General features: G+C 70.4%; 23 protein-coding genes. 11 read left to right on the plus strand and 12 right to left on the minus strand.

The window, feature by feature from the left end; translation table 11 throughout:
• Positions 1-17: 17 nt before the first annotated feature.
• The 4 genes from ACFWU3_RS12355 to ACFWU3_RS12370 form a co-directional block, all read right to left on the minus strand.
• The gene (locus ACFWU3_RS12355; protein WP_384435029.1) at positions 18-1172 is read right to left on the minus strand and encodes a hypothetical protein; all 1155 of its coding nucleotides are present in this window, start codon (positions 1170-1172) and stop codon (positions 18-20) included.
• Complete coding sequence (locus ACFWU3_RS12360; RefSeq protein ID WP_384435032.1) at positions 1154-1879, minus strand: ABC transporter ATP-binding protein; 726 nt, start codon at positions 1877-1879, stop codon at positions 1154-1156. The genes ACFWU3_RS12355 and ACFWU3_RS12360 overlap by 19 nt, the downstream gene beginning before the upstream one ends.
• Before the next feature lie 183 nt (positions 1880-2062).
• Entirely contained in the window at positions 2063-3442 is a 1380-nt protein-coding gene (locus ACFWU3_RS12365; RefSeq protein ID WP_384435035.1) for an aspartate aminotransferase family protein, read from the minus strand.
• Positions 3427-3933: an Lrp/AsnC family transcriptional regulator gene (locus tag ACFWU3_RS12370; protein WP_384435038.1), complete on the minus strand. Its 507-nt coding sequence runs from the start codon at positions 3931-3933 to the stop codon at positions 3427-3429. The genes ACFWU3_RS12365 and ACFWU3_RS12370 overlap by 16 nt, the downstream gene beginning before the upstream one ends.
• A 165-nt stretch (positions 3934-4098) precedes the next feature.
• Between ACFWU3_RS12370 and ACFWU3_RS12375 the strand changes: the two genes are divergently transcribed.
• On the plus strand, positions 4099-5538 hold the full coding sequence (locus ACFWU3_RS12375) for a gamma-aminobutyraldehyde dehydrogenase (RefSeq protein WP_313943808.1): 1440 nt from the start codon (positions 4099-4101) through the stop codon (positions 5536-5538).
• 82 nt (positions 5539-5620) lie between these two features.
• On the opposite strand, the gene ACFWU3_RS12380 is transcribed toward ACFWU3_RS12375, so the two are convergent.
• Both ACFWU3_RS12380 and ACFWU3_RS12385 read right to left on the minus strand, forming a co-directional pair.
• Entirely contained in the window at positions 5621-6175 is a 555-nt protein-coding gene (locus ACFWU3_RS12380; RefSeq protein WP_384435043.1) for a TetR/AcrR family transcriptional regulator, read from the minus strand.
• On the minus strand, positions 6172-6534 hold the full coding sequence (locus tag ACFWU3_RS12385) for a DUF1304 domain-containing protein (protein WP_384435047.1): 363 nt from the start codon (positions 6532-6534) through the stop codon (positions 6172-6174). The genes ACFWU3_RS12380 and ACFWU3_RS12385 overlap by 4 nt, the downstream gene beginning before the upstream one ends.
• Before the next feature lie 178 nt (positions 6535-6712).
• On the opposite strand from ACFWU3_RS12385, the gene ACFWU3_RS12390 reads away from it, so the two are divergent.
• On the plus strand, positions 6713-7885 hold the full coding sequence (locus tag ACFWU3_RS12390; protein ID WP_384435258.1) for a PotD/PotF family extracellular solute-binding protein: 1173 nt from the start codon (positions 6713-6715) through the stop codon (positions 7883-7885).
• A 129-nt stretch (positions 7886-8014) separates the two neighbouring features.
• Here ACFWU3_RS12390 and ACFWU3_RS12395 read toward each other — a convergent pair whose 3' ends face one another.
• Genes ACFWU3_RS12395 through ACFWU3_RS12405 form a run of 3 tightly spaced genes read right to left on the minus strand, consistent with a single transcriptional unit; the run spans position 8015 to position 10598 of the window.
• Entirely contained in the window at positions 8015-8803 is a 789-nt protein-coding gene (locus ACFWU3_RS12395; RefSeq protein ID WP_313943805.1) for an SAM-dependent methyltransferase, read from the minus strand.
• Positions 8804-8847: 44 nt separating this feature from the next.
• Positions 8848-9588 (minus strand): glycerophosphodiester phosphodiesterase, encoded by a 741-nt coding sequence (locus ACFWU3_RS12400; RefSeq protein WP_384435050.1) that lies wholly within the window; start codon positions 9586-9588, stop codon positions 8848-8850.
• Positions 9573-10598 carry an adenosine deaminase gene (locus tag ACFWU3_RS12405; protein ID WP_384435053.1) on the minus strand — a complete coding sequence of 342 codons (1026 nt, stop codon included), beginning with the start codon at positions 10596-10598 and terminating at the stop codon, positions 9573-9575. The genes ACFWU3_RS12400 and ACFWU3_RS12405 overlap by 16 nt, the downstream gene beginning before the upstream one ends.
• Before the next feature lie 111 nt (positions 10599-10709).
• Here ACFWU3_RS12405 and ACFWU3_RS12410 point away from each other — a divergent pair, with 111 nt between their 5' ends.
• On the plus strand, positions 10710-11411 hold the full coding sequence (locus ACFWU3_RS12410) for a DUF4190 domain-containing protein (RefSeq protein ID WP_384435056.1): 702 nt from the start codon (positions 10710-10712) through the stop codon (positions 11409-11411).
• 580 nt (positions 11412-11991) lie between these two features.
• Here the strand turns inward: ACFWU3_RS12410 and ACFWU3_RS12415 are convergent.
• Positions 11992-12552: an NADAR family protein gene (locus ACFWU3_RS12415; protein WP_384435058.1), complete on the minus strand. Its 561-nt coding sequence runs from the start codon at positions 12550-12552 to the stop codon at positions 11992-11994.
• Positions 12553-12727: 175 nt separating this feature from the next.
• On the opposite strand from ACFWU3_RS12415, the gene ACFWU3_RS12420 reads away from it, so the two are divergent.
• From ACFWU3_RS12420 to ACFWU3_RS12455, 8 genes are all read left to right on the plus strand, one after another.
• Positions 12728-14242: a gamma-aminobutyraldehyde dehydrogenase gene (locus tag ACFWU3_RS12420; RefSeq protein WP_384435061.1), complete on the plus strand. Its 1515-nt coding sequence runs from the start codon at positions 12728-12730 to the stop codon at positions 14240-14242.
• A gap of 46 nt (positions 14243-14288) precedes the next feature.
• Positions 14289-15533: a spermidine/putrescine ABC transporter substrate-binding protein gene (locus ACFWU3_RS12425; protein WP_384435064.1), complete on the plus strand. Its 1245-nt coding sequence runs from the start codon at positions 14289-14291 to the stop codon at positions 15531-15533.
• Between the two features lie 38 nt (positions 15534-15571).
• Positions 15572-16723, plus strand: coding sequence for an ABC transporter ATP-binding protein (locus ACFWU3_RS12430; RefSeq protein WP_352207713.1), 1152 nt, complete (start codon positions 15572-15574; stop codon positions 16721-16723).
• Positions 16720-17646 carry an ABC transporter permease gene (locus ACFWU3_RS12435; protein ID WP_384435067.1) on the plus strand — a complete coding sequence of 309 codons (927 nt, stop codon included), beginning with the start codon at positions 16720-16722 and terminating at the stop codon, positions 17644-17646. The genes ACFWU3_RS12430 and ACFWU3_RS12435 overlap by 4 nt, the downstream gene beginning before the upstream one ends.
• A complete protein-coding gene (locus ACFWU3_RS12440) occupies positions 17646-18443 on the plus strand; it encodes an ABC transporter permease (RefSeq protein ID WP_313943796.1) in 798 nt (265 codons plus the stop codon). Before ACFWU3_RS12435 ends, ACFWU3_RS12440 begins: the two co-directional genes overlap by 1 nt.
• 42 nt (positions 18444-18485) lie before the next feature.
• On the plus strand, positions 18486-19898 hold the full coding sequence (locus tag ACFWU3_RS12445; protein ID WP_384435071.1) for an NAD(P)/FAD-dependent oxidoreductase: 1413 nt from the start codon (positions 18486-18488) through the stop codon (positions 19896-19898).
• A 113-nt stretch (positions 19899-20011) separates the two neighbouring features.
• Positions 20012-20473, plus strand: coding sequence for a hypothetical protein (locus ACFWU3_RS12450; RefSeq protein WP_384435074.1), 462 nt, complete (start codon positions 20012-20014; stop codon positions 20471-20473).
• A 126-nt stretch (positions 20474-20599) separates the two neighbouring features.
• Positions 20600-22402: a chitinase gene (locus ACFWU3_RS12455; protein WP_384435076.1), complete on the plus strand. Its 1803-nt coding sequence runs from the start codon at positions 20600-20602 to the stop codon at positions 22400-22402.
• Here ACFWU3_RS12455 and ACFWU3_RS12460 read toward each other — a convergent pair.
• Positions 22353-23171, minus strand: a complete 819-nt coding sequence (locus ACFWU3_RS12460) for a phosphatase PAP2 family protein (RefSeq protein WP_384435079.1) — start codon at positions 23169-23171, stop codon at positions 22353-22355. The genes ACFWU3_RS12455 and ACFWU3_RS12460 overlap by 50 nt on opposite strands.
• A gap of 172 nt (positions 23172-23343) precedes the next feature.
• Entirely contained in the window at positions 23344-24678 is a 1335-nt protein-coding gene (gene gabT, locus ACFWU3_RS12465) for a 4-aminobutyrate--2-oxoglutarate transaminase (protein ID WP_384435082.1), read from the minus strand.
• Positions 24679-24992: the final 314 nt, after the last annotated feature.

Here is a 24992-nt window from a genome sequence, read left to right on the forward strand (position 1 = left end):
ACGGCGGCTCGGTGGGCTCAGCCCGAGAGCGGGATCGCCGCCAGCGTCGCCACGGTCCAGGTCAGGGGACCGAAGACCAACAGCAGGGCCGCCAGGCGCAGTCCGGCCGCCGCGCGGAGCATGGCCGCGGGGGTGCCGAGCTTGCGGAGGTTCGCGGTGGTGATCGCGCGGGCGTGGCGGGACTCGGCCACCGAGGTCAGCAGCGTCGCCGTCGTGCACGCGATGACCAGCGCGGCGCCCAGTCCGGTGAGCGGGCCGAAGGGGCGCGGGCCCGTGTCGTACAGCGTCGAGGCCGTGATCACCGCCGACGCGACCGCGGACACCACCCCCAGCGGACGGCCGATGCCGCGGGCCTCGTCCATCAGCGTCCGTCCGGCGAGCAGCCGGATCGCGCCGGGCCGCAGGGTCTGCAGGAGCCGGCCGCAGAAGTGGGTGATGGCCGGACCCGCGAGGGCGAGGCCGAGGGCGGTGAGCGTCCAGCCGGCGAGGACACCGACCGGGTTCGACTCGAAGGAACCGGCGAGCGGGAAGGACGAACCGGGGCTGGTCCGGGCCGTGTACGTCTCGATGGCCAGTCCCGCCGTCGTCAGCGCACATCCCCAGGGCAGACCTGCCGGCGGGCCCTTGGGCTCCTCGACGGGCTCCGGGTCGAGGCCCGTCGGCGTCCGCCGGGGCCGCAGGGTCAGAGCCGTCGCGGCCGTCGCGCTCAGCGGCGCGATCGCGAGCAGCATCAGCATGGCTGCCAGGGGCAGCGGCCGGTCGGCGGCGAGCAGTTCGGAGGCGGCCCCGTCGAGCGGCAGCCCGGTCAGATCGCCCCGCAGATGGAGGAAGAACAGCAGCGCGACCATGCTGCCGAGGGCGCCGGACATGGCCGTGGAGACGGCGGCGAGCGCCGCAAGACGGCCGGGTCCGAGACCGATCGCGGAGAGTCCGGGCCGCGGCCGGGTGCTCGGATCCGCGCGGGCCACGGCCACGGCGAAGTGCACGGTCGCGGCGAGCGGGATCAGACACCAGGTGAGGCGGCCGACGGACGCGGCCGATCCGGGGTGGGCGAGCGCGTACGACAGCGTGCACAGCAGCAGAAAACCGACCCCCGCCGAGGCCGCGGCCACCAGCAGCCGGCGCAGCAGGGCCAGGGGGTGGGAGCCGCGGGCTAGACGGAGAGCGAGCACTCGGCCCGGCCTTCCGCCTCGGCCGTCAGGGAGTTGACGCGACGGCCGTCCAGGAGCGAGATCGAACGGTCCGCGAGCGCCGCCACCTCCGTGTCGTGCGTCGCGAGCACCACGGTGATCCGGTGCGAGCGCGCCGCAGCCGTGATCGTACGGAGCACCTGGGCCCGCTCGGCCCGGTGCAGGGTGGCCGTCGGCTCGTCCGCGAACAGCACGGACGGCTCGCTGACGAGTGCCCGGGCGGTGGCGATCCGCTGGCGTTGTGCCTGGTCCAGGGCGCGCGGGCGCTTACGGGCGCAGGCGCCGATGTCGAGGCGCTCCAGCCATTCCGTCGCGGCCTTCTTGGCCTTGCGGTGGGAGGTGCCGCGCAGCAGCAGCGGCAGTGCGGCGTTCTCCCACGCCGTCAGCTCGGGCAGGAGGGTCGGCTCCGGGTCGATCCAGCCGAACCGCTCACGGCGCAGCCGCTCCCGCTGGAGCGGGGCCAGGGTGTGCACGGGGGAGCTGTTGAACCACACCTCGCCCTCGTGCGGGACGAGTTGGCCCGACAGGCACTGCAGCAGTGTCGTCTTCCCGCTGCCGCGCGGGCCGCTCACGGCGAGGATCTCGCCTTCCCGCACCCCCAGCGAGACCCCTGCCAGCGCGGGGGAGCCGCTGTGCGCGTGGTGCAGGGAGCGTGCCCAGATCACATCGTTGTCCGGCGGGGCCACCATGGTGTCACCTCGGTTCTGATCAGATTTGCCCTCCCCCGTACGGGGGAACGACGTCAGGGCCGATCGGTCACTCGCACGCTAGGTAGTCGGATGCGGGGTCCGGGGAAACACACGGCCCGGGTGCCCCCATCTCACTCGGATGGGCGCACCCGGGCCGTGTCGGCGCCGGGGAGGCGGGGAGGACTAGAGCTTCGTCCAGGCCTCCGTGAGGACGGACCGGAGGATGCCCTCGATCTCGTCGAAGGTCTCCTGGTTGGAGATCAGCGGCGGAGCCAGCTGGACGACCGGGTCGCCACGGTCGTCGGCGCGGCAGTACAGGCCGTTGTCGTAGAGCGCCTTCGAGAGGAAGCCGTAGAGCACGCGCTCGGTCTCCTCGTCGGTGAAGGTCTCCTTGGTGGCCTTGTCCTTCACCAGCTCGATGCCGTAGAAGAATCCGTTGCCGCGGACGTCGCCGACGATCGGCAGGTCGTGCAGCTTCTTCAGGGTCTCGAAGAAGGCGCCCTCGTTGTCCAGGACGTGCTGGTTGAGGCCCTCCTTCTCGAAGATGTCGAGGTTGGCCAGGCCCACCGCCGCGGAGACCGGGTGGCCGCCGAACGTGTAGCCGTGCAGGAAGGTGTTGTCGCCCTGGTAGAACGGCTCGGCCAGGCGGTCGGAGATGATGCAGGCGCCGATCGGGGAGTAGCCCGAGGTCATGCCCTTGGCGCAGGTGATCATGTCCGGTACGTAGCCGAACTTGTCGCAGGCGAACATCGTGCCGAGGCGGCCGAAGGCGCAGATGACCTCGTCGGACACGAGCAGCACGTCGTACTGGTCGCAGATCTCACGGACCCGCTGGAAGTACCCGGGCGGCGGCGGGAAGCAGCCGCCGGCGTTCTGCACCGGCTCCAGGAAGACGGCGGCGACCGTCTCCGGGCCCTCGAAGAGGATCTGCTGCTCGATCTGGTCGGCGGCCCAGCGGCCGAAGGCCTCGGGGTCGTCGCCGTGGATCGGGGCGCGGTAGATGTTGGTGTTCGGCACCTTGTGCGCGCCGGGGACCAGCGGCTCGAAGGGGGCCTTCAGCGCGGGCAGACCGGTGATGGAGAGCGCGCCCTGCGGGGTGCCGTGGTAGGCGACCGCGCGCGAGATGACCTTGTACTTGGTGGGCTTGCCCTGCAGCTTGAAGTACTGCTTGGCCAGCTTCCACGCGGTCTCCACGGCCTCGCCGCCACCGGTGGTGAAGAAGACCTTGTTCAGGTCGCCCGGAGCGTGCTGGGCCAGGCGCTCGGCGAGCTCGACGGCCTTCGGGTGGGCGTAGGACCACACCGGGAAGAAGGCGAGCTCCTGAGCCTGCTTGTAGGCGGTCTCGGCGAGCTCGTGACGGCCGTGGCCGGCGTTGACGACGAACAGGCCGGACAGGCCGTCGAGGTAGCGCTTGCCCTTGTCGTCGTAGATGTAGGTGCCCTCACCGCGCACGATGGTGGGCACGGGTGCGTTCTCGTACGACGACATACGTGTGAAGTGCATCCACAGGTGGTCGTACGCGGTCTTGGAGAGGTCCTTGCTCACGGCTATCGGGTTCCCCACATGTAGGTCTGCTTCTTGAGCTTGAGGTAGACGAAGCTCTCGGTGGACCGCACGCCGGGGAGCGCGCGAATCCGTTTGTTGATCACTTCGAGAAGGTGGTCGTCGTCCTCGCAGACGATCTCCACCATGAGGTCGAACGAGCCCGCGGTCATCACCACGTACTCGCACTCGGCCATGGCCGTCAGCGCTTCGGCTATCCCGTCGAGGTCGCCCTCGACGCGGATGCCGACCATCGCCTGGCGTCGCAGACCCACGGTGAGCGGGTCGGTGACGGCGACGATCTGCATCACGCCCTGGTCGAGCAGCTTCTGGACGCGCTGGCGCACGGCCGCCTCGGACAGGCCCACGGCCTTGCCGATCGCGGCGTACGGACGGCGTCCGTCCTCCTGGAGCTGCTCGATGATCGCGAGGGAGACGGCGTCGATCGTCGGGGACGATCCGTTCGTCTTCCTGGATTCTGCGCTTCGACTGGCCACGGGGTCACTGTGCACCGGGACTCGTCTGTCTCGCAAGCCCTGAGCGATGATATTCGTCGTTGAAGGGCTTGGATCTCACCGAATCCGAAGATGGGGAGGGTCGGGGCTGTTGAAAGCGTCGGCCGTGCGATTAGGGTGGGTTGTCTCACCCATCGGAATCTGACAGGAGGGGTGGCAACAGTGACCACCGAGCTGCGTCGTCTGCGCAACTACATCAACGGGGAGTTCCGGGACGCCGCCGACGGGCGGACGATCGATGTCATCAACCCGGTCACCGGCGAGGTGTACGCCACGTCGCCGCTCTCCGGGCAGTCGGATGTGGACGCGGCGATGGACGCTGCCGCGGCGGCCTTCCCGGCCTGGCGCGACGCCACGCCCGCCGAGCGCCAGAAGGCGCTTCTGAAGATCGCGGACGCGTTCGAGGAGCGGGCCGAGGACCTCATCGCGGCAGAGTCGGAGAACACGGGCAAGCCGCTGGAGCTGACCCGTACCGAAGAGATCCCGCCGATGGTGGACCAGATCCGCTTCTTCGCGGGTGCCGCGCGCATGCTCGAGGGCCGCTCGGCCGGCGAGTACATGGAGGGCCTCACCTCCATCGTCCGCCGCGAGCCGGTCGGCGTCTGCGCCCAGGTCGCGCCGTGGAACTACCCGATGATGATGGCGGTGTGGAAGTTCGCTCCGGCGCTCGCGGCGGGCAACACCGTCGTGCTGAAGCCGTCGGACACCACCCCCGCCTCCACGGTGCTGATCGCCGAGATCATCGGCTCGATCGTGCCCAAGGGCGTCTTCAACGTCATCTGCGGTGACCGTGACACCGGCCGCACGATGGTCGAGCACCCGACGCCGGCGATGGCGTCGATCACCGGTTCCGTACGCGCGGGCATCCAGGTCGCGGCCTCCGCGGCCAAGGACGTCAAGCGGGTCCACCTGGAGCTGGGCGGCAAGGCGCCGGTCGTCGTCTTCGAGGACACCGACATCGCCAAGGCCGTCGAGGACATCTCGGTTGCGGGCTACTTCAACGCCGGCCAGGACTGTACGGCCGCGACCCGCGTGCTCGTGCAGGAGTCGATCCACGACGAGTTCGTGGCGGCGCTCGCCAAGGCGGCGTCGGAGACGAAGACGGGCGCTCCGGACGACGAGGACGTGCTCTACGGCCCGCTGAACAACGCCAACCAGCTCGCCCAGGTCACCGGCTTCATCGACCGGCTCCCGGCGCACGCGAAGGTGGAGGCGGGCGGCCACCGCGTCGGTGACAAGGGCTACTTCTACGCCCCCACCGTCGTCTCCGGCCTGAAGCAGGACGACGAGATCATCCAGAACGAGGTCTTCGGCCCGGTCATCACCGTGCAGTCCTTCACGGACGAGGCGCAGGCCCTGGAGTGGGCGAACGGCGTCGAGTTCGCGCTGGCCTCGTCGGTGTGGACGAAGGACCACGGCCGCGCGATGCGGATGTCGAAGTCGCTGGACTTCGGCTGCGTGTGGATCAACACCCACATCCCGCTCGTGGCGGAGATGCCGCACGGCGGCTTCAAGAAGTCGGGCTACGGCAAGGACCTGTCGGCGTACGGCTTCGACGACTACACCCGCGTCAAGCACGTGATGACGTCGCTGGACGTCTGACCGGCTTCACCCGCCGGCCGCTCGACAGCCCCCGCGCCCCGTCAGGGCGCGGGGGCTGTCGCATGCCCGGAGCCACGAGGAGCTACGACAGGGGGGTCCGGTGCAGCGCGATGAGCAGTCGCCATGCCTGGCCGGCCATCTCCTCGGGGTCCGCCTCGATCGCGCCGTGGAGCCAGTCGGCGAGCAGGCCGGCGAAGGTGGCCGCCACGGCCGTGGCGATCAGGTCCGGGCGGGGAGCGCCGACCAGTTCGCGTTCGCGGCGGCTGCGGGCGCGCAGCTCCGTGTGCAGCAGATCGCCGAGCGGGCCGCTGCCGCCCTCGCGCAGGAGTGGGCGGTAGAGGTGCGCGTGTGCCGACAGGCCGGTGAAGAAGTCCGTCAGCGGCGGGGGCGGGGCCGCCGGGTCGGGGACGCCGCGCCAGGCGTGCAGGGCCTCCACCGCCTCCCGTACGACTTCGGCGCAGGCGTCGACCGCCAGCGCCTGAAGGTCCGCGTAGTGCAGGTAGAACGTGGCGCGGCCTAGCCCCGCCCTGCGGACGACCGCGGCCACGCTGATCTCGTCGAGCGCACGGTCCGCGCACTCCTCCAGCAGCGCTGCCCGCAGCCGGGCCCGGGTGCGTTCCGCCCTGGGGTCGCTCATCCGGCCACCAGGACCGCTGCCAGGGCGAGCGCTCCCGGCAGCGCCTGCGCAAGGAGGATGCGGCGGTTCGCGGTGAAGCCGCCGTACAGGCCCGCGACGACCACGCATGCGGTGAAGAAGACCTGCACCCGGTAGCCCGTGGGATCCGGGGCGATCAGGCCCCAGACGAGGCCCGCCGCCAGAAAGCCGTTGTAGAGGCCCTGGTTGGCGGCGAGCGGGGCGGTGGCCCGGGCCATCTCGGCGTCGAAGCCGGAGAGTTGACGGCCCGGTCCGCGCTCCCAGAGGAACATCTCCAGGACCAGTATGTAGAGGTGCAGCGCGGCCACCAGGCCGACCAGGACGTGGGCCGTTGCGCTCATGACCGGCTCGTTTCTGTTGTGCGGACAGGCTTCATGGACGGGTGTCCATGAAGTATAGACACCTGTCCATGATCGACAGGGTGTCCCCTCCCGCTCCCAGGGGTCGACGCACCGTCCATTGCCGTCCGCACGCCCCGGCCGCCATCCTGCGGACGTGCCCGCGATCCGGATGAACCCCATGTCACGGCGGACCCTGCTGCGCGCCTTCGGCGCGGGCGCCGCTCTCGCCGGCCCCGCCGTACTCGCCGGATGCGGGGTGCCCGCGGCCTACGTCGAGCCCGGCGACCGTGCGGCCCGCGACGACTCGGGCCACGACCGCACGCTCGACTTCGCCAACTGGCCCCTCTACATCGACACCGACGACGAGAACACCTCCGAGCGCCCCACTCTCGACGCCTTCACCGAACGCACCGGGATCTCCGTCACCTACACCGAGGAGATCAACGACAACGACGAGTTCTTCGGAAAGATCAGCCCTGCCCTGATGAACCATCAGGAGACCGGCCGCGATCTGATCGTCGTCAGCGACTGGATGGCCGCCCGCTTCGTACGCCTCGGCTGGGTGCAGGAGATGGACCGTACGAAGCAGCCCAACGTCACCCGGTATCTGGACCCGCAACTGCGCTCGCCCGCCTTCGACAAGGGGCGCATGCACAGCGTCCCCTGGCAGTCGGGAATCACCGGCATCGCCTACAACCGCAGGAAGCTCGGCCGTGAACTGCGGCGTACGAGCGATCTGTGGGCGGACGATCTGCGCGGCCGGGTCACGCTGCTGTCCGGGCTCGACGAATCCTTCGCCCTGCTGATGCAGGCCGACGGCGTCGACATCACCCGGTGGACCGCGGACGACTTCCACGCCGTCTGCGACCGGCTGGAGAAGCTGGTGAAGCGCCGGCACATCCGGCGCTTCACGGGCAACGACTACATCAAGGACCTGGACACCGGTGACGTCGTCGCCTGCCAGGCGTACTCCGGCGATGTCATCCAGCTCCAGGCGGACAACCCCGACATCGAGTTCGTCGTGCCCGAGGAGGGCGGCGAGCTGTGGGCGGAGAGCCTGATGATCCCCAACCTCGCCCGCCACAAGCGCAATGCGGAGGCACTGGTGGACCACTACTACCGGCCCGAGGTCGCCGCCGAACTCGCGAGCTGGGTCAACTACGTCTGCCCGGTGCCGGCCGCACGCGACGTACTGGCCTCGTCCAAGGACGAGGAGACGGCAGCGCTCGCGGAGGACCCGCTGATCTTCCCCGACGACGTGATGCGCAGACGGCTCGCGATCGCCCGGGACATCGCCTCGGAGGAGCGCGCCGACTTCGCCCGGCGATGGAACTCCCTCGTCGGGCTGTAGCGGGCTTCTCCGGAGCGGGTGCGCGTCTGCGGGTGCGCCGCGTGTCGGGGAGCGCCGCGTGTCCGGGCGCACACCCGAGCGGCCCGGCGCGTGAAGGAGACGCCCGTCAGCGGGAGTTCGCCCTCGGGGTCAGGGCTTGCGGGCCACCGCGCCGAACTGCGCCACCTGCGGGAAGCGGCTCTCCCGCGTCACGTCGTGCCGCCAGCGGGAGCACGAGACGATCCCGGGCTCCAGCACCTCCAGGCCCTCGAGGAACGAGGCGAACTCCGCGCCGCTGCGGGCGGTGATCGGGGGAGTGGCGTTCTCGTTCCAGAAGCGCATCGCGTCCTCGTTGCCCTCCCCGCCCAGTTCGAGGGTGGGGTGGGTGAGGACCAGATAGCTGCCCGAGGGTACGGCGTCCATCAGCGTGCGCACGATGGACCGCGCCTCGTCGGTGTCCATCACGAAGTTCAGGATGCCGAGCATCATCACGGCCACCGGCTTGTGCAGGTCCAGCGTCGGCTCGACGGCCCGCACGATCCCGGCCGCGTCGTGGGCGTCCGCGTCCAGGTACTCCGTCGTACCGCCGGTGGAGCTGGTGAGCAGGGCGCGGGCGTGTGCCAGGACGATCGGGTCGTTGTCGACGTAGACGATCCGCGCGTCGGGAGCGATGCGCTGGGCGACCTCATGGGTGTTGTCGACGGTCGGGAGCCCGGTGCCGATGTCCAGGAACTGCCGTACGCCCGCCTCGCCGGCCAGGAACTCCACCGCACGGCCCAGGAACGCCCGGTCGGCACGGGCCACTTCGCCGATGCTCGGGTACAGGCCGGTGACGTGGTCGCCCACCGCGCGGTCGACCGGGTAGTTGTCCTTGCCGCCCAGCCAGTGGTTCCAGACCCTGGCGTTGTGCGCTACGTCGGTACGGATCCTGTCGGTCACTTCTGCTCCTCCGCCGGGTGAGTGGGTCCATCATGCCGGAACGATCAAGAAGGCGGACCGGTAAGGGAGTTGTCCCGGACGACGGATGCCAGGGCGTCCACCCGGTTGGTGGTGACGGCGTCCACGCCGGCCCGGATCAGCCGGCGCATGGTGCGCCGGGTGTCGGCCGTCCAGGCGGAGATCAGCATGCCGTCCTTGTGCACACGCTCCGCGAGCTCCTGACCGACCAGCCCGAAGCGGTAGTTGAGGAACCGAGGGCGTACGGCGTCGATGAGGACCGGCCGCGGCGGCGCCAGCGAGGTCCACGTCAGGGCGATCTCGGCCGCCGGGTCCTCGTTCCGTACCGCGAGCATGGCGACGGGGCCCGCGCAGTAGTACACGCGCTCGGCCGCGCCGCACTCGCGGACCAGGCCGACCACCGTGCGTACCGACTCCTCGGTGGCGCCGGGGAGATCGATCATCAGGCGGTGCGCGCCGACGTCGAGCAGGGCGTCCCGCAGGGTCGGCACACCGCCTCGCGTCAGCTCATCGACCTGGGCACGGGTCAGCCCCGACAGCGGCCGGTCGTGCCCCCACAGGCGCTTGAGTGTCGCGTCGTGCAGCAGCACGGGCACACCGTCGCGGGTCAGTCGTACGTCGATCTCGACCGCGTCCGCCCCCCGTGCGACGGCCGAGCGGAGCGAGGGCAGGGTGTTCTCGCGCACGCGGTAGGGATCGCCGCGATGGCCGACGACACCGACGACGCGCACGGGACCGTTCTCCACCGGGGTCAACGCGCGAGCCATGCCGTGGTGTACGCGTCGATCTCCTCGGCGATACGCGCCTTGCCCGCCGGGTCGAGGAACGAGGCCTCCACGGCGTTCTTCGCGAGCGCGGCGAGACCGCGCTCGTCGAGGCCGAGCAGCCGGCCCGCCACTCCGTACTCGTTGTTGAGGTCGGTGCCGAACATCGGCGGGTCGTCGCTGTTGACGGTCACCAGTACGCCGGCCGCGACCATCTCCTTGATGGGGTGGTCGTCGAGAACGGTGACGGCCCGGGTCGCGATGTTGGACGTCGGGCAGACCTCCAACGGGATCCGCCGCTCGGCGAGATGGGCGAGCAGCGCCGGGTCCTGGACGGAGCTGGTGCCGTGCCCGATCCGCTCGGCCCGCAGATCGTTCAGCGCGTCCCAGATGGTCTGCGGTCCGGTCGTCTCGCCGGCGTGCGGCACGGAGTGCAGTCCGGCGGCGATGGCGCGGTCGAAGTACGGCTTGAACTGCGGGCGCGGCACCCCGATCTCGGGTCCGCCCAGACCGAAGGCGACCAGGCCCTCGGGGTGCAGCTCCACCGCGAGCCGGGTGGTCTCCTCCGCCGCCTCCAGGCCCGCCTCACCGGGAATGTCGAAGCACCAGCGCAGCACCACGCCCAGCTCGGCCTCGGCGGCCGTGCGGGCGTCCTCGATCGCGGCCATGAAGGCCTTCTCGTCGATACCGCGGCGGGTCGAGCTGAACGGCGTCACGGTCAGCTCGGCGTAGCGGATGTTCTGGCGGGCCATGTCGCGGGCGATCTCGAAGGTGAGCAGCCGGACGTCCTCGGGGGTGCGGATCAGATCCACGACCGAGAGATAGACCTCGATGAAGTGGGCGAAGTCCGTGAAGGTGAAGTAGTCGGCGATCGCCTCGGGGTCGGTCGGCACCTTGGAGTCCGGGTGCCGGGCGGCGAGTTCGGCGACGATGCGCGGTGAGGCCGATCCGACGTGGTGAACGTGCAGCTCGGCTTTGGGGAGTCCGGCGATGAAGGGGTGCAGATCGGTCATCGGGGTCCTCCGTGTGCTGTGCGGCCGCTGGTGTCAGGGATCATCGTAGGCGGCCGTTCCGCGACACGGGTCAGGCCGTAGCATGAGCGCGAACCACGATGGGGGAGAACCATGGCAGAGAACCAGGCCCAGCCGCCGGGCGGACCCGAGCCCCGTGACCGCGACCCGTGGGCTCCGCCGTCGAGCAGCGCGCCTCAGGACAGGGTTCCGCTGCACAAGCCCGCCACCCCGGCTCCGCCGGTCCCGCCGGTGCACGACCAGATGACGGTCACCTCGATGCCCGGCGTCGGGGACACCGGCTCGGTCCCGCCGCCCCCGATAGCCCCGGGCGGTCCCGCCCAGCCCGCCCCCGGCCCGTACGGCTACCCCGCGGCCCCTCCGGTGACCGGGCCCGCCGCCGGCGATCCCTTCGGCCACGCCGGATATCCCGGCTACCAGACCTACGGCCAGCCCGGCTGGCAGGCAGCGCCGGCGAACGGCATGGGCACGACGGCGATGGTGCTCGGCATCCTCTCCGTCTGCCTGTTCTGCCTCTACGGCGTCGTCGCCATCGTCCTCGGCGTCCTGGCCCTGATCTTCGGCATCCTGGGCCGCAAGCGGGTCCAGCGCGGCGAGGCCACCAACGGCGGGATGGCACTCTCCGGGATCATTCTCGGCTCCGTCGGCATCGTCATCGGCCTGGTCGTCGTCGGCCTGCTGGCCTGGGGCATCACCGAGGCGATCAACGACGAGCGGAACAGGAACGACGACTTCGGCAACACGCTGGTGATCGACGACGCGGCACCGCAGGCGTCGCTGTCGGCCGCACGCTGACCGCACGACGCGTTCCTGGGGCGATTCGCGCCCACAGAAGCCCGGGCCGGTTCACGTCGGCCGGGCCCCCGCGCCGGTGCCGCACCCACAGCCCCGGCTGTCGGGGCGCCTGACGCCCAGCGACCTTGCTCCCGGGACCGGCCCGCATCGGCAGGTCCGCGGGCGGGTCCCCGCCGGCGGGCTCCCGAGCCAGGTCCCGTACCCACGTCACCGGTGCTCGGGCACCGGGAAGCCCGGCGAGCCGGGACATGCGGTCCCCGCGCCGGGCATCGGCTGCGGCCCCTGCGACGCCCGTGTCCGCGGACTCCCGTGCCGGCGTACGTCGGGGAAGGCGCCATTCGGCTCGCGTCCGGGCACCCGCAGTCCTGGAGCCGGGCCGCCGGCACGTGCGGCGTCCGGCGAAACCTGTCGGGCCGGCTCGCGTCGCCCGGCCCGTGGGCCGAGGCCCCGCACCCGCAAGCTCCCGCTCGCTGCCGCTGGGAAGCCTGTTCGCCGGCGGGTCGCGGCCGCGGGCTCCTGAGGCCGGCGCGCCTTCGCCTACCCGCACCCGCGGCCTCGGCCCGCCACGAGGCGCGGCTCCCTAGGCGCCCTGCTCCCCGGCAGTCCGTAGCTCCTCGCGCGCCTCCATCAGCGCGAAACCCAGCAGGTTCTGCCCGCGCCAGCGCCTGGGGTCCTGTGCCCGCTCGTCGTCCGCCGCCAGCCCGATACCCCAGATCCGGTCCCGCGGGCTGGCCTCGACGAGCACCCGGTCTCCCGTGTTCAGCAGGAACTCCCGCAGATCCGCATGCTGCGCGAACTTGTGCACGCTGCCCGAGCGGACGATCGCGAACCGCTCCCGCTTCCAGAGCGCGTCGTCGAAACCGCGCACCTCGCGCCCGGCCCGCTTCGCCGCCCCCGGGTTCGTCGCATCGAGCGCCTTCCGCTCCGCTTCCGCGTCGCCGAACAGCCGCGCCTTGTGGGCCATCATCCAGTGCTCGGCCGTCGCATACCGCACGCCGTCCACCTCGAACGGCGCCTCCCACCACTGGCTGAGGCAGCTCGGACCGACGCTGCCGTCCTTGCGCGGTGCGTGCCCCCAGAAGTGCAGATACTTGACATGTCGACCACTGCTGACCTGCCGGATCAGCTCATCCATCCCCATGCACGCGAGTCTCGCATCCACCACTGACACTCCGTACGGGGATGAGGGGCGGAACGCGACACATGGTCGACCGAATCCGTCGCGTAACCAAAAGGCAACTACGGAATCACTTGTTGGGTAACAGGTGCTCTGCCAGGATCGGCACTCAAATCGAGCTGGGACAACGGAGAGCGTCATGGGCAACCGCTTCCAGGTGCAGGACCGCTTCGCGGACGGCGCGCAGTACATCGGCGGCCGACCGCGGCCCGGCACCTCAGGACGTACGCAGGACATCGTGGACCCCGCGACCGGTGAGACGGTCCACAGCTACGAGCTCGCCGGGGCCGCCGATGTCGACGCGGCCGTCGCCGCCGCGCGCGAGGCGTTCCCCGCCTGGTCGGGTGCCACGCCCGGCGAGCGCTCCGACGCCCTCCACCGGTTCGCGTCCGTGCTCGCCGAGCAGTCCGAGGACCTGGCCGGCGCGGAATCCCTCCAGTGCGGCAAGCCGATCAAGCTCAGCACCGAGTTCGACGTGCCGGGCACCGTCGACAACACCGCCTTCTTCGCCGGCGCAGCCCGTCACCTCCAGGGTCAGTCGGCCGGTGAGTACAGCGGCGACCACACCTCCTACGTACGCAGGGAGGCCATCGGGGTCGTCGGCTCCATCGCGCCCTGGAACTACCCGCTCCAGATGGCGGCGTGGAAGGTCCTGCCGGCCATCGCCGCCGGCAACACCATCGTGCTCAAGCCCGCCGAGATCACCCCGCTGACCTCGCTGATGTTCGCGGCGGCCGCGACCGAGGCGGGCATCCCCGACGGTGTCGTCAACGTCGTCAACGGCGCGGGCCGGGACGCGGGGGAGCACCTCGTCGGGCACCCGGACGTCGCCATGACGTCCTTCACCGGCTCCACCGCCGTCGGCAAGCGCGTCGCCGAGATCGCCACCTCCACCGTGAAGCGGCTGCACCTCGAACTCGGCGGCAAGGCCCCCTTCCTCGTCTTCGACGACGCGGACCTGGAGTCGGCGGTGCACGGGGCGGTCGCCGGCTCCCTCATCAACACCGGCCAGGACTGCACCGCCGCCACCCGTGCCTACGTGCAGCGCCCGCTCTACGACGCGTTCGTCGGCGGAGTGGCCGATCTGATGGCCACCGTGCGGCTGGGCGACCCCTTCGACCCCGCGACCGACCTCGGCCCGCTCGTCTCCCACCTCCAGCGCGACCGCGTCGCCGCATTCGTGGACCGGGCGCGCGGCTACGCCACCGTCGTGACCGGCGGCGAGGCCCCGCAGGGGGCGCTGAAGAGCGGCGCCTACTACCGGCCCACCCTGGTCGCCGGCGCCGCGCAGGACAGCGAGATCGTGCAGGCCGAGATCTTCGGACCGGTCCTCGTCGTCCTCCCCTTCGACTCCGACGACGAAGGCATCGCGCTGGCCAACGACACCCCGTACGGCCTCGCCGCCTCGGCCTGGACCCGGGACGTCTACCGCGCCGGCCGCGCCACCCGTGAGATCAAGGCCGGCTGCGTGTGGGTCAACGACCACATCCCGATCATCAGCGAGATGCCCCACGGCGGCTACCAGGCCTCCGGCTTCGGAAAGGACATGTCCGTCTACTCCTTCGAGGAGTACACGCAGGTCAAGCACGTGATGTTCGACAACACCGCGGTCGTCCGCAAGGACTGGCACCGCACTGTTTTCGGGGACCGATAGCCAGCACCGCCCGACCAGCGGCACCCATCCCGAAAGGGCACTGTTCATGGACCACAACGAGCCCGACGGCCTGTCCGCGGCCCAACTGGCCGCGGTGCGGCGCAGTCTGACCAACGGCCGGGGAGCCCTCACCCGCCGTTCGATGCTGCGCGCCACCGGCGTCGGAGCCCTCACCGTCGGCGGCATCGGCACGCTGAGCTCCTGCGGCATCCCGCCCGCCAAGCGCGAGGGCGAAGCGGCCTCGGACGACCACTCCGCGAAGGAGAAGCAGATCGCCTTCTCCAACTGGACGGAGTACATGGACGTCAGTGAGGACGAGAAGAGCCGTCCCACACTGACCGAGTTCACCCGGCGCACCGGGATCAAGGTCAAGTACACCGAGGACATCAACGACAACGTCGAGTTCTTCGGCAAGATCCAGCCGCAGCTCGCCGCCGGCCAGGAATCCGGCCGCGACCTGATATGCGTCACCGACTGGCTGGCCTCCCGGATGATCCGGCTCGGGTGGGTGCAGAAGCTGGACCCGTCGCTGCTGCCCCACGCGTACGCGAACCTCTCCGCCCAGTTCCGCAGCCCCGACTGGGACCCGGGACGCTCGTTCTCCTACCCCTGGACGGGCATCTCGACGGTCATCGCCTACAACACCAAGGCGACCGGCGGGAAGAAGGTGGACTCCGTCACCCAGCTGCTCGACGACCCCTCCCTGAAGGGCCGCGTCGGCTTCCTCACCGAGATGCGCGACACCGTCGGCATGACGCTGCTGGACATCGGCAAGGACCCGGCGAAGTTCACCGACGCCGACTACGACGCCGCCATCGGCCGGCTCCAGAAGGGCGTCGACAAGAAGCAGATCCGCCGCTTCACCGGCAACGACTACACCTCGGACCTGGACAAGGGCGACCTCGCGGCCTGTCTGGCCTGGGCCGGTGACGTCATCCAGCTTCAGGCCGACAACCCCGCGATCCAGTACGCGATCCCGGCCCCCGGCTACATCACCTCCAGCGACAACCTGCTGGTCCCGGCGCAGGCCAGGCACCAGCGCAACGCCACCCGGCTCATCGACTACTACTACGAACTCCCGGTGGCGGCCCAGCTCGCCGCGTACATCAACTACGTGTGCCCGGTGGAGGGCGTCGGCGCCGAACTGGCGAAGATCGACCCCGAGCTGGCCTCGAACACCCTGATCCTCCCGGACAAGGCCATGGCCGCCAAGTCCCACTCCTTCCGCTCCCTCACCAGCGCGGAAGAGAAGGCCTACGAAGAGAAGTTCGCCAAGCTCATCGGCGCCTGACCTCCTCCGCTCCACCGACACCACCGGGATCGCGACCCATGACTGAAAAGACTGCGGGCGGCGAAGTCCGCCTCTCCGGGATCGGCAAGACCTACGGCTCCTTCACCGCGGTGCACCCACTGGACCTGACCGTCCCGCAGGGCTCGTTCTTCGCCCTGCTCGGCGCGTCCGGCTGCGGCAAGACCACCACCCTGCGGATGATCGCCGGTCTGGAGGACCCGACCACCGGATCCGTGTTCCTCGGCGACCGAGACGTCACCGGCCTGCCGCCGCACAAACGCCCCGTCAACACCGTCTTCCAGAGCTATGCGCTCTTCCCGCACCTCGACATCTACGAGAACGTCGCGTTCGGCCTGCGCCGCCGCGGCATCAAGTCGGTGAAGAAGCAGGTCGGCGACATGCTCGACCTCGTCCAGCTCGGAGACTTCGCCCAGCGCAAGCCGCACCAGCTCTCCGGCGGGCAGCAGCAGCGTGTCGCCGTGGCCCGCGCGCTCATCAACCACCCCCAGGTACTCCTGCTCGACGAGCCGCTCGGCGCCCTGGACCTCAAGCTGCGCCGCCAGATGCAGCTGGAGCTCAAGCGCATCCAGACCGAGGTCGGCATCACCTTCGTCCATGTCACCCACGACCAGGAGGAGGCCATGACCATGGCCGACACCGTCGCGGTGATGAACGGGGGCCGTGTCGAGCAACTGGGCGCACCCGCCGAGCTGTACGAGAACCCGCAGACCACCTTCGTCGCCAACTTCCTCGGCACCTCCAACCTCATCGAGGCCGAGGTGGCGTCGAACACCGGCGGGGAGGTCGTCGTCACCGCCGCCGACGCCAAGTTGCGGCTGCCCGCGCAGCGCTGCGCGACCGCGCCCACCACCGGCGGAAAGCTGCTGGTCGGCGTGCGGCCGGAGAAGATATCGCTGGCGCACGCGGACGACGCGGGAAGTATCGCGGACGGCCGCAACCGCTTCACCGGCACCATCGCCGACTCCAGCTTCATCGGCGTCTCCACGCAGTACGTCATCGACAGCCCGGTCTGCCCGGAGCTGGAGGTGTACGCGCAGAACATCGAGCGGGACCCCCGGCTGGTCCCCGGCGCCCGGGTCGTCCTGCACTGGAACCCCGAGCACACCTTCGGTCTCGACGCCGGCCAGGACATCGACGCCGGTGTGGAGACGGTGGAGGCGACGCCGTGACCGTCACCGAGGCGCCGCCCGCGCCACCCGCCCCCGAACCGGTCGTCCACAAGCCGTCCGTGCGCCGCAAGCTGGTGCCGTACTGGCTTCTGCTGCCCGGCATGCTGTGGCTGCTGGTCTTCTTCGCGCTGCCGCTGGTGTACCAGGCCTCGACCTCGGTGCAGACCGGCTCGCTGGAGGAGGGCTTCCAGGTCACCTGGCACTTCCAGACGTACTGGGACGCGCTCACCGAGTACTGGCCGCAGTTCCTGCGCTCGGTGCTGTACGCGGGCACGGCCACCGCGCTGTGCCTGCTGTTCGGCTACCCGCTGGCGTATCTGATCGCCTTCAAGGCCGGCCGCTGGCGCAATCTGCTGCTGGTCCTGGTCATCGCGCCGTTCTTCACCAGCTTCCTGATCCGCACGCTGGCCTGGAAGACGATCCTCGCGGACAGCGGTCCCGTGGTGGAGACGCTCAACTCCATCGGTTTCCTCGACGTCACCAACTGGCTCGGGATGACCGACGGCAGCCGGGTGCTCGCCACACCGCTGGCGGTGGTCACCGGTCTCACCTACAACTTCCTGCCCTTCATGATCCTGCCGCTCTACACCTCGCTGGAGCGGATCGACCCGCGGCTCCACGAGGCGGCGGGGGACCTGTACGCGAAGCCGTCCACCACCTTCCGCAAGGTGACCTTCCCGCTGTCCATGCCGGGTGTGGTCTCCGGGACGCTGCTGACCTTCATCCCGGCCAGCGGCGACTACGTGAACGCCGAACTGCTCGGCTCCACGGACACCCGAATGGTCGGCAACGTCATCCAGTCGCAGTTCCTGAGGGTGCTCGACTACCCCACCGCGGCCGCGTTGTCGTTCATTCTCATGGCAGTCGTGCTGATCGTGGTCACGGTCTACATCCGGCGGGCCGGGACGGAGGATCTGGTCTGATGCGTTGGATACGGCGCAACCTCGTGGTGATCGCGGGCCTGCTCACGCTCGCCTATCTGATCCTGCCGAACATCGTCGTGATGGTGTTCTCGTTCAACAAGCCGGCCGGGCGGTTCAACTACTCCTGGCGGGAGTTCTCCACCGACGCGTGGCGGGACCCCTGCGGCGTGGCCGACATGTGCGGCTCGCTGTCGCTGTCGCTCCAGATCGCCCTGTGGGCGACGATCGGCGCCACCGTCCTCGGTTCGATGATCGCCTTCGCGCTGGTCCGCTACCGCTTCCGGGCGCGCGGCGCGATCAACTCGCTGATCTTCCTGCCGATGGCGATGCCCGAGGTGGTCATGGCCGCCTCGCTGCTCACGCTCTTCCTCAACCTGGGTGCCCAGCTGGGCTTCTGGACCATCCTCATCGCGCACACCATGTTCTGCCTCAGCTTCGTGGTGGTGGCGGTCAAGGCGCGCGTGCTGTCGATGGACCCCCGTCTCGAGGAAGCCGCCCGCGACCTGTACGCGGGACCTGTGCAGACCTTCCTGCGGGTCACGCTGCCGATCGCGGCACCCGGCATCGCCGCCGGCGCGATGCTCGCCTTCGCCCTCTCGTTCGACGACTTCATCATCACCAACTTCAACTCGGGCAACACCGTCACCTTCCCCATGTTCGTGTGGGGCTCGGCCCAGCGTGGAACGCCCGTCCAGATCAACGTCATCGGCACGGCCATGTTCGTCATCGCCGTACTGATCGTCGTGGCCGGCCAACTGATCAGCGGCCGGAGAAAGAACAGCGCCGCGGCCAAGTAGGCCCGTGGTACGGCCCGCACGGCCCTCGAAGGAGTGGAAACCATGGCCCCGGACGCCATGACCTTTGCCTCATCCCTTTCCGACGCCCAGCCCGTCGCCTTCTGGCTGGACGACCCCGCCAAACCCGCCGCACTGCCCGCGCTCACCGGCGACGAGCACTGCGACCTCCTCGTCGTCGGCGGCGGTTACAGCGGGCTGTGGACCGCGCTGCTCGCCAAGGAGCGCGATCCCGGCCGGGACGTCGTACTGATCGAGGGGCACGAGGTGGGCTGGGCCGCCTCGGGCCGCAACGGCGGCTTCTGCGCCGCCTCGCTCACCCATGGCCTCGGCAACGGGATCGCCCGCTGGCCAGGTGAGCTCGCACGACTGGAGGAGCTCGGCGACCGCAACCTCGACGCCATCGAGGAGGCGGTCGCACGCCACGGCATCGACTGCGACTTCGAGCGCACCGGCGAGATCGACGTCGCCACCGAGCCCTACCAGGTCGCGGAGCTGGCGGAGATGCACGAGGAGGCGCGGCGGCACGGCGTCGGCGGACTCGAACTCCTCGACGCCGACGCGGTGCGCGCCGAGGTGAACTCCCCGACCTTCCTCGGCGGGCTGTGGGACCGCCGCGGTGTCGCCATGCTCCACCCGGCGAAGCTCGCCTGGGGCCTCAAGGAGGCCTGCCGCGGCCTCGGGGTCCGCATCTACGAGAACACCCGCGGCCTGGAACTCGCCGCGTCCGGTGCGGGGATGGCCGTCCGCACCCCGTACGGCCGGGTCTTCGCCCGCCGGGTCGCGCTCGGCACCAATGTCTTCCCCTCGCTGGTGAAGCGGGTGCGCGCGTACACCGTCCCGGTCTACGACTACGCCCTGATGACCGAACCGCTCAGCGAGCAGCAGCGCGCCGAGATCGGCTGGGAGGGCCGGCAGGGCCTCGGCGACGTCGCCAACCAGTTCCACTACTTCCGGATCACCGCCGACCACCGCATCCTGTGGGGCGGTTACGACGCGATCTATCCGTACGGCGGGAAGGTCAGCGCGGAGCTGGACCACCGGCCCGAGACCTATCTGAAGCTCGCCGGCCACTTCTTCCGCTGCTTCCCGCAGCTGGAGGGGCTGCGCTTCAGCCATGCGTGGGGCGGGGCGATCGACACCTGTTCGCGGTTCTCCGCGTTCTTCGGCACGGCGCACGGCGGCAAGGTCGCCTACGCCGCCGGCTACACCGGTCTCGGGGTCGGCGCCACGCGCTTCGGCGCCGATGTGATGCTCGACCTGCTGTCGGGGGAGCGGACCGAGCGCACGGAGCTGGAGATGGTGCGCAGCAAGCCGATGCCCTTCCCGCCCGAGCCCGTCGCCTGGGCCGGTATCGGGCTCACCAAGTGGGCGCTGGCCAGGGCGGACGCCCAGGGCGGGCGGCGCAATGTGTGGCTGCGGGCCATGGACCGGATGGGACTCGGCTTCGACAGCTGACCGGCGTGACCCAGATCACTACCAACTGGTAGCCCCAACCCGCGTCATACGAGGGCCCCGGGCCGCTCTCCCCTGTGGACGCACCGTCGGTGCGCAGGGAAGGGAGATGGGTCATGAACGACTCGGGGGCCAGGGCCGCGGTGGAGTGGCTGGCGTCGGTCGCACCGGACCCGGATGCCTGCCGGTGGGAGTGGGAGCGCAACCCGCTCGGGGTCGCGCTGCTGCCCGCCGGCAGGCGCTGGGACGTACTGATCCTGCCGGCGGAGCTGGGCTATCCGACGCTCGATGTCCTCACCAGGCTGGTCGACAGGCCGGGGCCGGTGCTCGCCGACTTCGGCGACTCCCGCATGGGGTTCTTCGTGCCGCCCGGCACGGCCACACGGTGGCTCGGGACCGGTGTGCGCAGCGCGGGCGCCGGCACCTGGATCGTCGTGCCCTACCCGGGGCGGGCCGGTGGCGGCGGAGTGCGCTGGCTCGTCGTGCCGGACGGCTCGGGCACCCTCACGGATCCGACGTTGCTGGAACTCGCGATGCACGAGGCGGCGGGGGCCATGGCGCGTCGCGAGGGGGAGTGAGGGGCCAGGGCGTGTCGTTTGCATCCTGCCGGGTTCGCGTGCCGTGTCAGAGGTCTTGACAACGGCATTGGTCTGGACCAAATTGCGGGAGCTCCCACTCGAATCCCCCCATGCCCGGAGGCAGTTGTGGACCGCACCAGACTTTCGGCCGCCCTGACGGCGGCCGCGCTCGCCCTCGGCGGACTTGTCGCCACGTCCACCGCCGCCGAAGCGGCCGACGCCGAAGTCGCCCGCAACGGCGGCTTCGAGGCCGGTCTCACCGGCTGGAGCTGCTCCGCGGGCAGCGGAGTCGTCGTCAGTTCTCCCGTACACAGCGGGAGTTCGGCGCTGAAGGCCACCCCGGCCGGCAGCGACAACGCCAAGTGCAGCCAGACCGTCACCGTCAAGCCCAACTCCGACTACACCCTCAGCGGCTGGGTCCAGGGCGGCTACGTCTACCTCGGCGCCTCCGGCACCGGCACCACCGACGTCTCCACCTGGACACCGTCCGCGTCCGGCTGGCAGAAACTCTCGACGAGCTTCCGCACCGGCGCCTCGACCACCTCGGTGACCATCTACACCCACGGCTGGTACGGCACGGCGGCCTACCACGCGGACGACGTCTCCCTGTTCGGCCCGGGCGGCGACCCGGTCCAGCTGCCGGCCGCCCCCACCGGCCTCACCGCGGGATCACCGGGTTCCACCTCCGTACCACTGAGCTGGTCGTCCGTCTCCGGCGCCACCGGCTACAACGTCTACCGCGGCGCCACGAAGGTCACCTCGGTGACCGGGACGGCGGCCACCGTGACGGGGCTGTCGCCCAGCACCACCTACAGCTTCCAGGTCACCGCGACCAACAGCGCGGGCGAGTCACCGAAGTCCGCGGTCGTGGGCGCGACCACCACCGCCGGTGGCGGCAACCCGGGCACCGGCCTCCCGGCCCACGCCCTCGTCGGCTATCTGCACGCCAGTTTCGCCAACGGCTCCGGCTACACCCGCATGGCGGACGTCCCCGACTCCTGGGACGTCATCAACCTCGCCTTCGGCGAACCCACCTCGGTCACCTCCGGCGACATCCGCTTCAGCCTCTGCCCGGCGGCCGAGTGCCCGAACGTCGAGTCCGTCGCCGACTTCAAGGCCGCCATCAAGGCGAAGCAGGCCGCCGGCAAGAAGGTCCTGATCTCCATCGGCGGCGCCAACGGGCAGGTGCAGCTGGCCAGTACCGCCGCGCGTGACGCCTTCGTCTCCTCCGTCTCGAAGATCATCGACGAGTACGGTCTCGACGGCCTGGACATCGACTTCGAGGGCCACTCCCTCTCGCTCAACACCGGAGACACGGACTTCCGCTCGCCGACCTCACCGGTGATCGTCAACCTCATCTCGGCGATCAAGACCCTCAAGGCGAAGTACGGTTCGGACTTCGTCCTCACGATGGCCCCGGAGACCTTCTTCGTGCAGCTGGGCTACCAGTACTACGGCTCCGGCCCCTGGGGCGGCCAGGACCCGCGCGCCGGCTCCTACCTCCCGGTCATCCACGCGCTGCGGGACGATCTCACCCTGCTGCACGTCCAGGACTACAACTCCGGCTCGATCATGGGTCTGGACAACCAGTACCACTCCATGGGCGGCGCGGACTTCCACATCGCCATGACCGACATGCTGCTCACCGGCTTCCCGGTGGCCGGCGACCAGTCGAAGTTCTTCCCGGCGCTGCGGCCCGAGCAGGTCGCCATCGGCCTGCCGGCGTCCACCCAGGCGGGCAACGGGCACACCTCACCCACCGAGGTGAACAAGGCGCTCGACTGTCTGACGAAGAAGGTGAGCTGCGGCTCGTACGCCACCCACGGCACCTGGCCGGCCCTGCGCGGACTGATGACGTGGTCCATCAACTGGGACCGCTTCAACCAGTGGGAGTTCTCCCGGAACTTCGACGCATACCGCTGGAGCTGATCAGCAGGAGCATCCCGCACAGGCACCAGCTGCCGATGACGTCCAGCGGCCAGTGGTAGCCGCGCAGCACCAGACCGATGCCCGTCGCCAGGGTGAGCACCAGGGCGACGGGCATCGACCGTCGCAGCCGCAGATACGGGGCGAGGAGCAGGGCGGCCGTCCCGTAGGCGACCATCGCGGTCGCCGTATGGCCGGAGGGGTAATAGCCGCCCGCGTCGGTGAGCGGTCCCTGGCGGTCGATCAGCGCCTTGATCGGCACGACGAGTGCAGGCACGGCGGCCATCGTGAGGACGGCGGCCAGCGCGTCACGGCTCGCGGCCCTTCTGTCGCGCCACAGGGCATACGCGAGGGCGGCGGCCAGCACGGGCAGAGCGACGGCCACGCTGCCGAGGTCGGCCAGCGCCTCGGTGAGCGGCCGGGGGCCGTGGCCGGCGATACGGAGTTCGACGCGCTCGTCCAACGAGCGCAGCGGGCCGCCGGCGGCGACCTGCCAGGTGATCAGCGAGAAGAGCACGGCGCACAGGACGGCCGGCCACAGCTGACGAGGAAAAGCCGGCCACCTCGGAACAGGGGGGGTAGTTCCGAAGCGGCCGGCCTGACCGGTTTGCCGCGCGCCCCGGGGGGTTTGGGGCGGGCGGCCATCCGATCGGTGAGGAGTTCCGGAGCCAGAAGCTCCAGTGGTGTGCGCGAGGGCACGGCCAGGACGAAGCTGGGGAGGCCTCGGCCTGGAGTCGCCCGCAGTCCCCTGCGAGCGGGGTGTTTCTCTCATCTGCAGAAACCGTACGGCAGGGGCCGGGGGGACCGACAGACGGATCTCCATCCCGCCATCGCCCCCCCACACGTTCTTCACAGGCCCCGACCGTTCCGGCTGCTCCGCCGCTGATCACCCACGGTCCGGGCCACGGTTCCGGTCATGCTCGGGCCATGGTTCGAGCGCCTGGTCAGATGCCGGCGAACGCCTGCTCGAGGATGTCCAGACCCTCGTTGAGCAGGTCCTCGCCGATCACCAGCGGCGGCAGGAAGCGCAGCACGTTGCCGTAGGTGCCACAGGTCAGGACCAGCAGGCCCTCGGCGTGGCAGGCCTTGGCGAGCGCGGCGGTCGCGGCCGCGTTCGGCTCCTTGCTCTCGCGGTCGGTCACCAGCTCGATGGCGATCATGGCGCCACGCCCGCGGATGTCGCCGATGATGTCGAACTTCTCGGCCATCGCGCCGAGGCGGCTCTTCATGACCTCCTCGATGCGCTTGGCCTTGCCGTTGAGGTCGAGCTCCTTCATGGTCTCGATGGCGCCGAGCGCACCGGCACAGGCCACCGGGTTGCCGCCGTACGTGCCGCCGAGGCCGCCCGCGTGCGGGGCGTCCATGATCTCGGCGCGGCCCGTCACGGCGGCGAGCGGCAGACCGCCCGCGATGCCCTTGGCGGTGGTGATCAGGTCCGGGACGATGCCCTCGTCCTCGCACGCGAACCACTCGCCGGTACGGCAGAAGCCGGACTGGATCTCGTCCGCGACGAAGACGATGCCGTTGTCCTCGGCGAACTGCGCGATCGCCGGCAGGAAGCCCTTGGCCGGCTCGATGAAGCCGCCCTCGCCGAGGACGGGCTCGATGATGATCGCGGCGACGTTCTCGGCGCCGACCTGCTTGTTGATCATGTCGATGGCCTGTGCGGACGCCTCGGCGCCGGCGTTCTCGGCGCCGGTCGGCCAGCGGTAGCCGTAGGCCACCGGGACGCGGTAGACCTCCGGTGCGAACGGGCCGAAGCCGTTCTTGTACGGCATGTTCTTGGCGGTCAGCGCCATCGTCAGGTTGGTGCGGCCGTGGTAGCCGTGGTCGAAGACGACGACGGCCTGGCGCTTGGTGTACGCGCGGGCGATCTTGACGGCGTTCTCGACGGCCTCGGCGCCCGAGTTGAACAGCGCGGACTTCTTCGCGTGGTCACCCGGCGTCAGCTCGGCGAGGGCCTCGGCGACCGCGACGTAGCCCTCGTACGGCGTGACCATGAAACAGGTGTGGGTGAAGTCGGCGAGCTGCGCGGACGCCCGGCGTACGACGGCCTCGGCCGAGGCGCCGACCGAGGTCACGGCGATGCCGGACCCGAAGTCGATGAGGCGGTTGCCGTCGACGTCCTCGATGATCCCGCCGCCGGCGCGCGCGGTGAAGACGGGCAGCACGGACCCCACGCCACCAGCGACCGCGGCGGTGCGGCGGGACTGAAGTTCCACGGACTTCGGTCCGGGAATGGCGGTGACGACGCGGCGCTCCTGCGGGATTGCGGTCATGAGGGGCTCCTGGGGTGCTGTGGGACGCTTCGTGTTTCCTTCTCCGCAGGCTAGGCGCGGGGGAGGGGGGTGGGCATGCGCCGTTCGGGAGTGTTGGGGGTGTGTCGTTGTCCGTGCCGGACATAGGCGAGGCCCGTGGCGGACATGAGCAGGGCCGGTGCCGGACACGGGCGGGGTCCGCGCCCCACGGGTGGGCGGGTTCGCGCGGGACAGGGGCGGCGGCTTCGGCGCCGGACACGGGCGGGCGCGCAGCGACCCTTCGTGCACGCCGGGCGGGGCGAATCGGTGAACTACCCCCACCGGGGCACTAGATT

It is taken from the genome of Streptomyces sp. NPDC058685, from assembly GCF_042714725.1.
In the GTDB taxonomy this organism is placed as follows: Bacteria; Actinomycetota; Actinomycetes; order Streptomycetales; family Streptomycetaceae; genus Streptomyces.

Bases quoted from the DNA above. Each gene is read 5' to 3' on its own strand.
- ACFWU3_RS12360 (WP_384435032.1), bottom strand. From the start codon at position 1,879: ATGGTGGCCCCGCCGGACAACGATGTGATCTGGGCACGCTCCCTGCAC.
- ACFWU3_RS12380 (WP_384435043.1), bottom strand. From the start codon at position 6,175: ATGAGCGACCCCAGGGCGGAACGCACCCGGGCCCGGCTGCGGGCAGCG.
- ACFWU3_RS12385 (WP_384435047.1), bottom strand. From the start codon at position 6,534: ATGAGCGCAACGGCCCACGTCCTGGTCGGCCTGGTGGCCGCGCTGCAC.
- ACFWU3_RS12390 (WP_384435258.1), top strand. From the start codon at position 6,713: ATGTCACGGCGGACCCTGCTGCGCGCCTTCGGCGCGGGCGCCGCTCTC.
- ACFWU3_RS12400 (WP_384435050.1), bottom strand. From the start codon at position 9,588: ATGGCTCGCGCGTTGACCCCGGTGGAGAACGGTCCCGTGCGCGTCGTC.
- ACFWU3_RS12405 (WP_384435053.1), bottom strand. From the start codon at position 10,598: ATGACCGATCTGCACCCCTTCATCGCCGGACTCCCCAAAGCCGAGCTG.
- ACFWU3_RS12410 (WP_384435056.1), top strand. From the start codon at position 10,710: ATGGCAGAGAACCAGGCCCAGCCGCCGGGCGGACCCGAGCCCCGTGAC.
- ACFWU3_RS12415 (WP_384435058.1), bottom strand. From the start codon at position 12,552: ATGGGGATGGATGAGCTGATCCGGCAGGTCAGCAGTGGTCGACATGTC.
- ACFWU3_RS12420 (WP_384435061.1), top strand. From the start codon at position 12,728: ATGGGCAACCGCTTCCAGGTGCAGGACCGCTTCGCGGACGGCGCGCAG.
- ACFWU3_RS12425 (WP_384435064.1), top strand. From the start codon at position 14,289: ATGGACCACAACGAGCCCGACGGCCTGTCCGCGGCCCAACTGGCCGCG.
- ACFWU3_RS12430 (WP_352207713.1), top strand. From the start codon at position 15,572: ATGACTGAAAAGACTGCGGGCGGCGAAGTCCGCCTCTCCGGGATCGGC.
- ACFWU3_RS12440 (WP_313943796.1), top strand. From the start codon at position 17,646: ATGCGTTGGATACGGCGCAACCTCGTGGTGATCGCGGGCCTGCTCACG.
- ACFWU3_RS12445 (WP_384435071.1), top strand. From the start codon at position 18,486: ATGGCCCCGGACGCCATGACCTTTGCCTCATCCCTTTCCGACGCCCAG.
- ACFWU3_RS12450 (WP_384435074.1), top strand. From the start codon at position 20,012: ATGAACGACTCGGGGGCCAGGGCCGCGGTGGAGTGGCTGGCGTCGGTC.
- ACFWU3_RS12460 (WP_384435079.1), bottom strand. From the start codon at position 23,171: ATGAGAGAAACACCCCGCTCGCAGGGGACTGCGGGCGACTCCAGGCCG.
- gabT (WP_384435082.1), bottom strand. From the start codon at position 24,678: ATGACCGCAATCCCGCAGGAGCGCCGCGTCGTCACCGCCATTCCCGGA.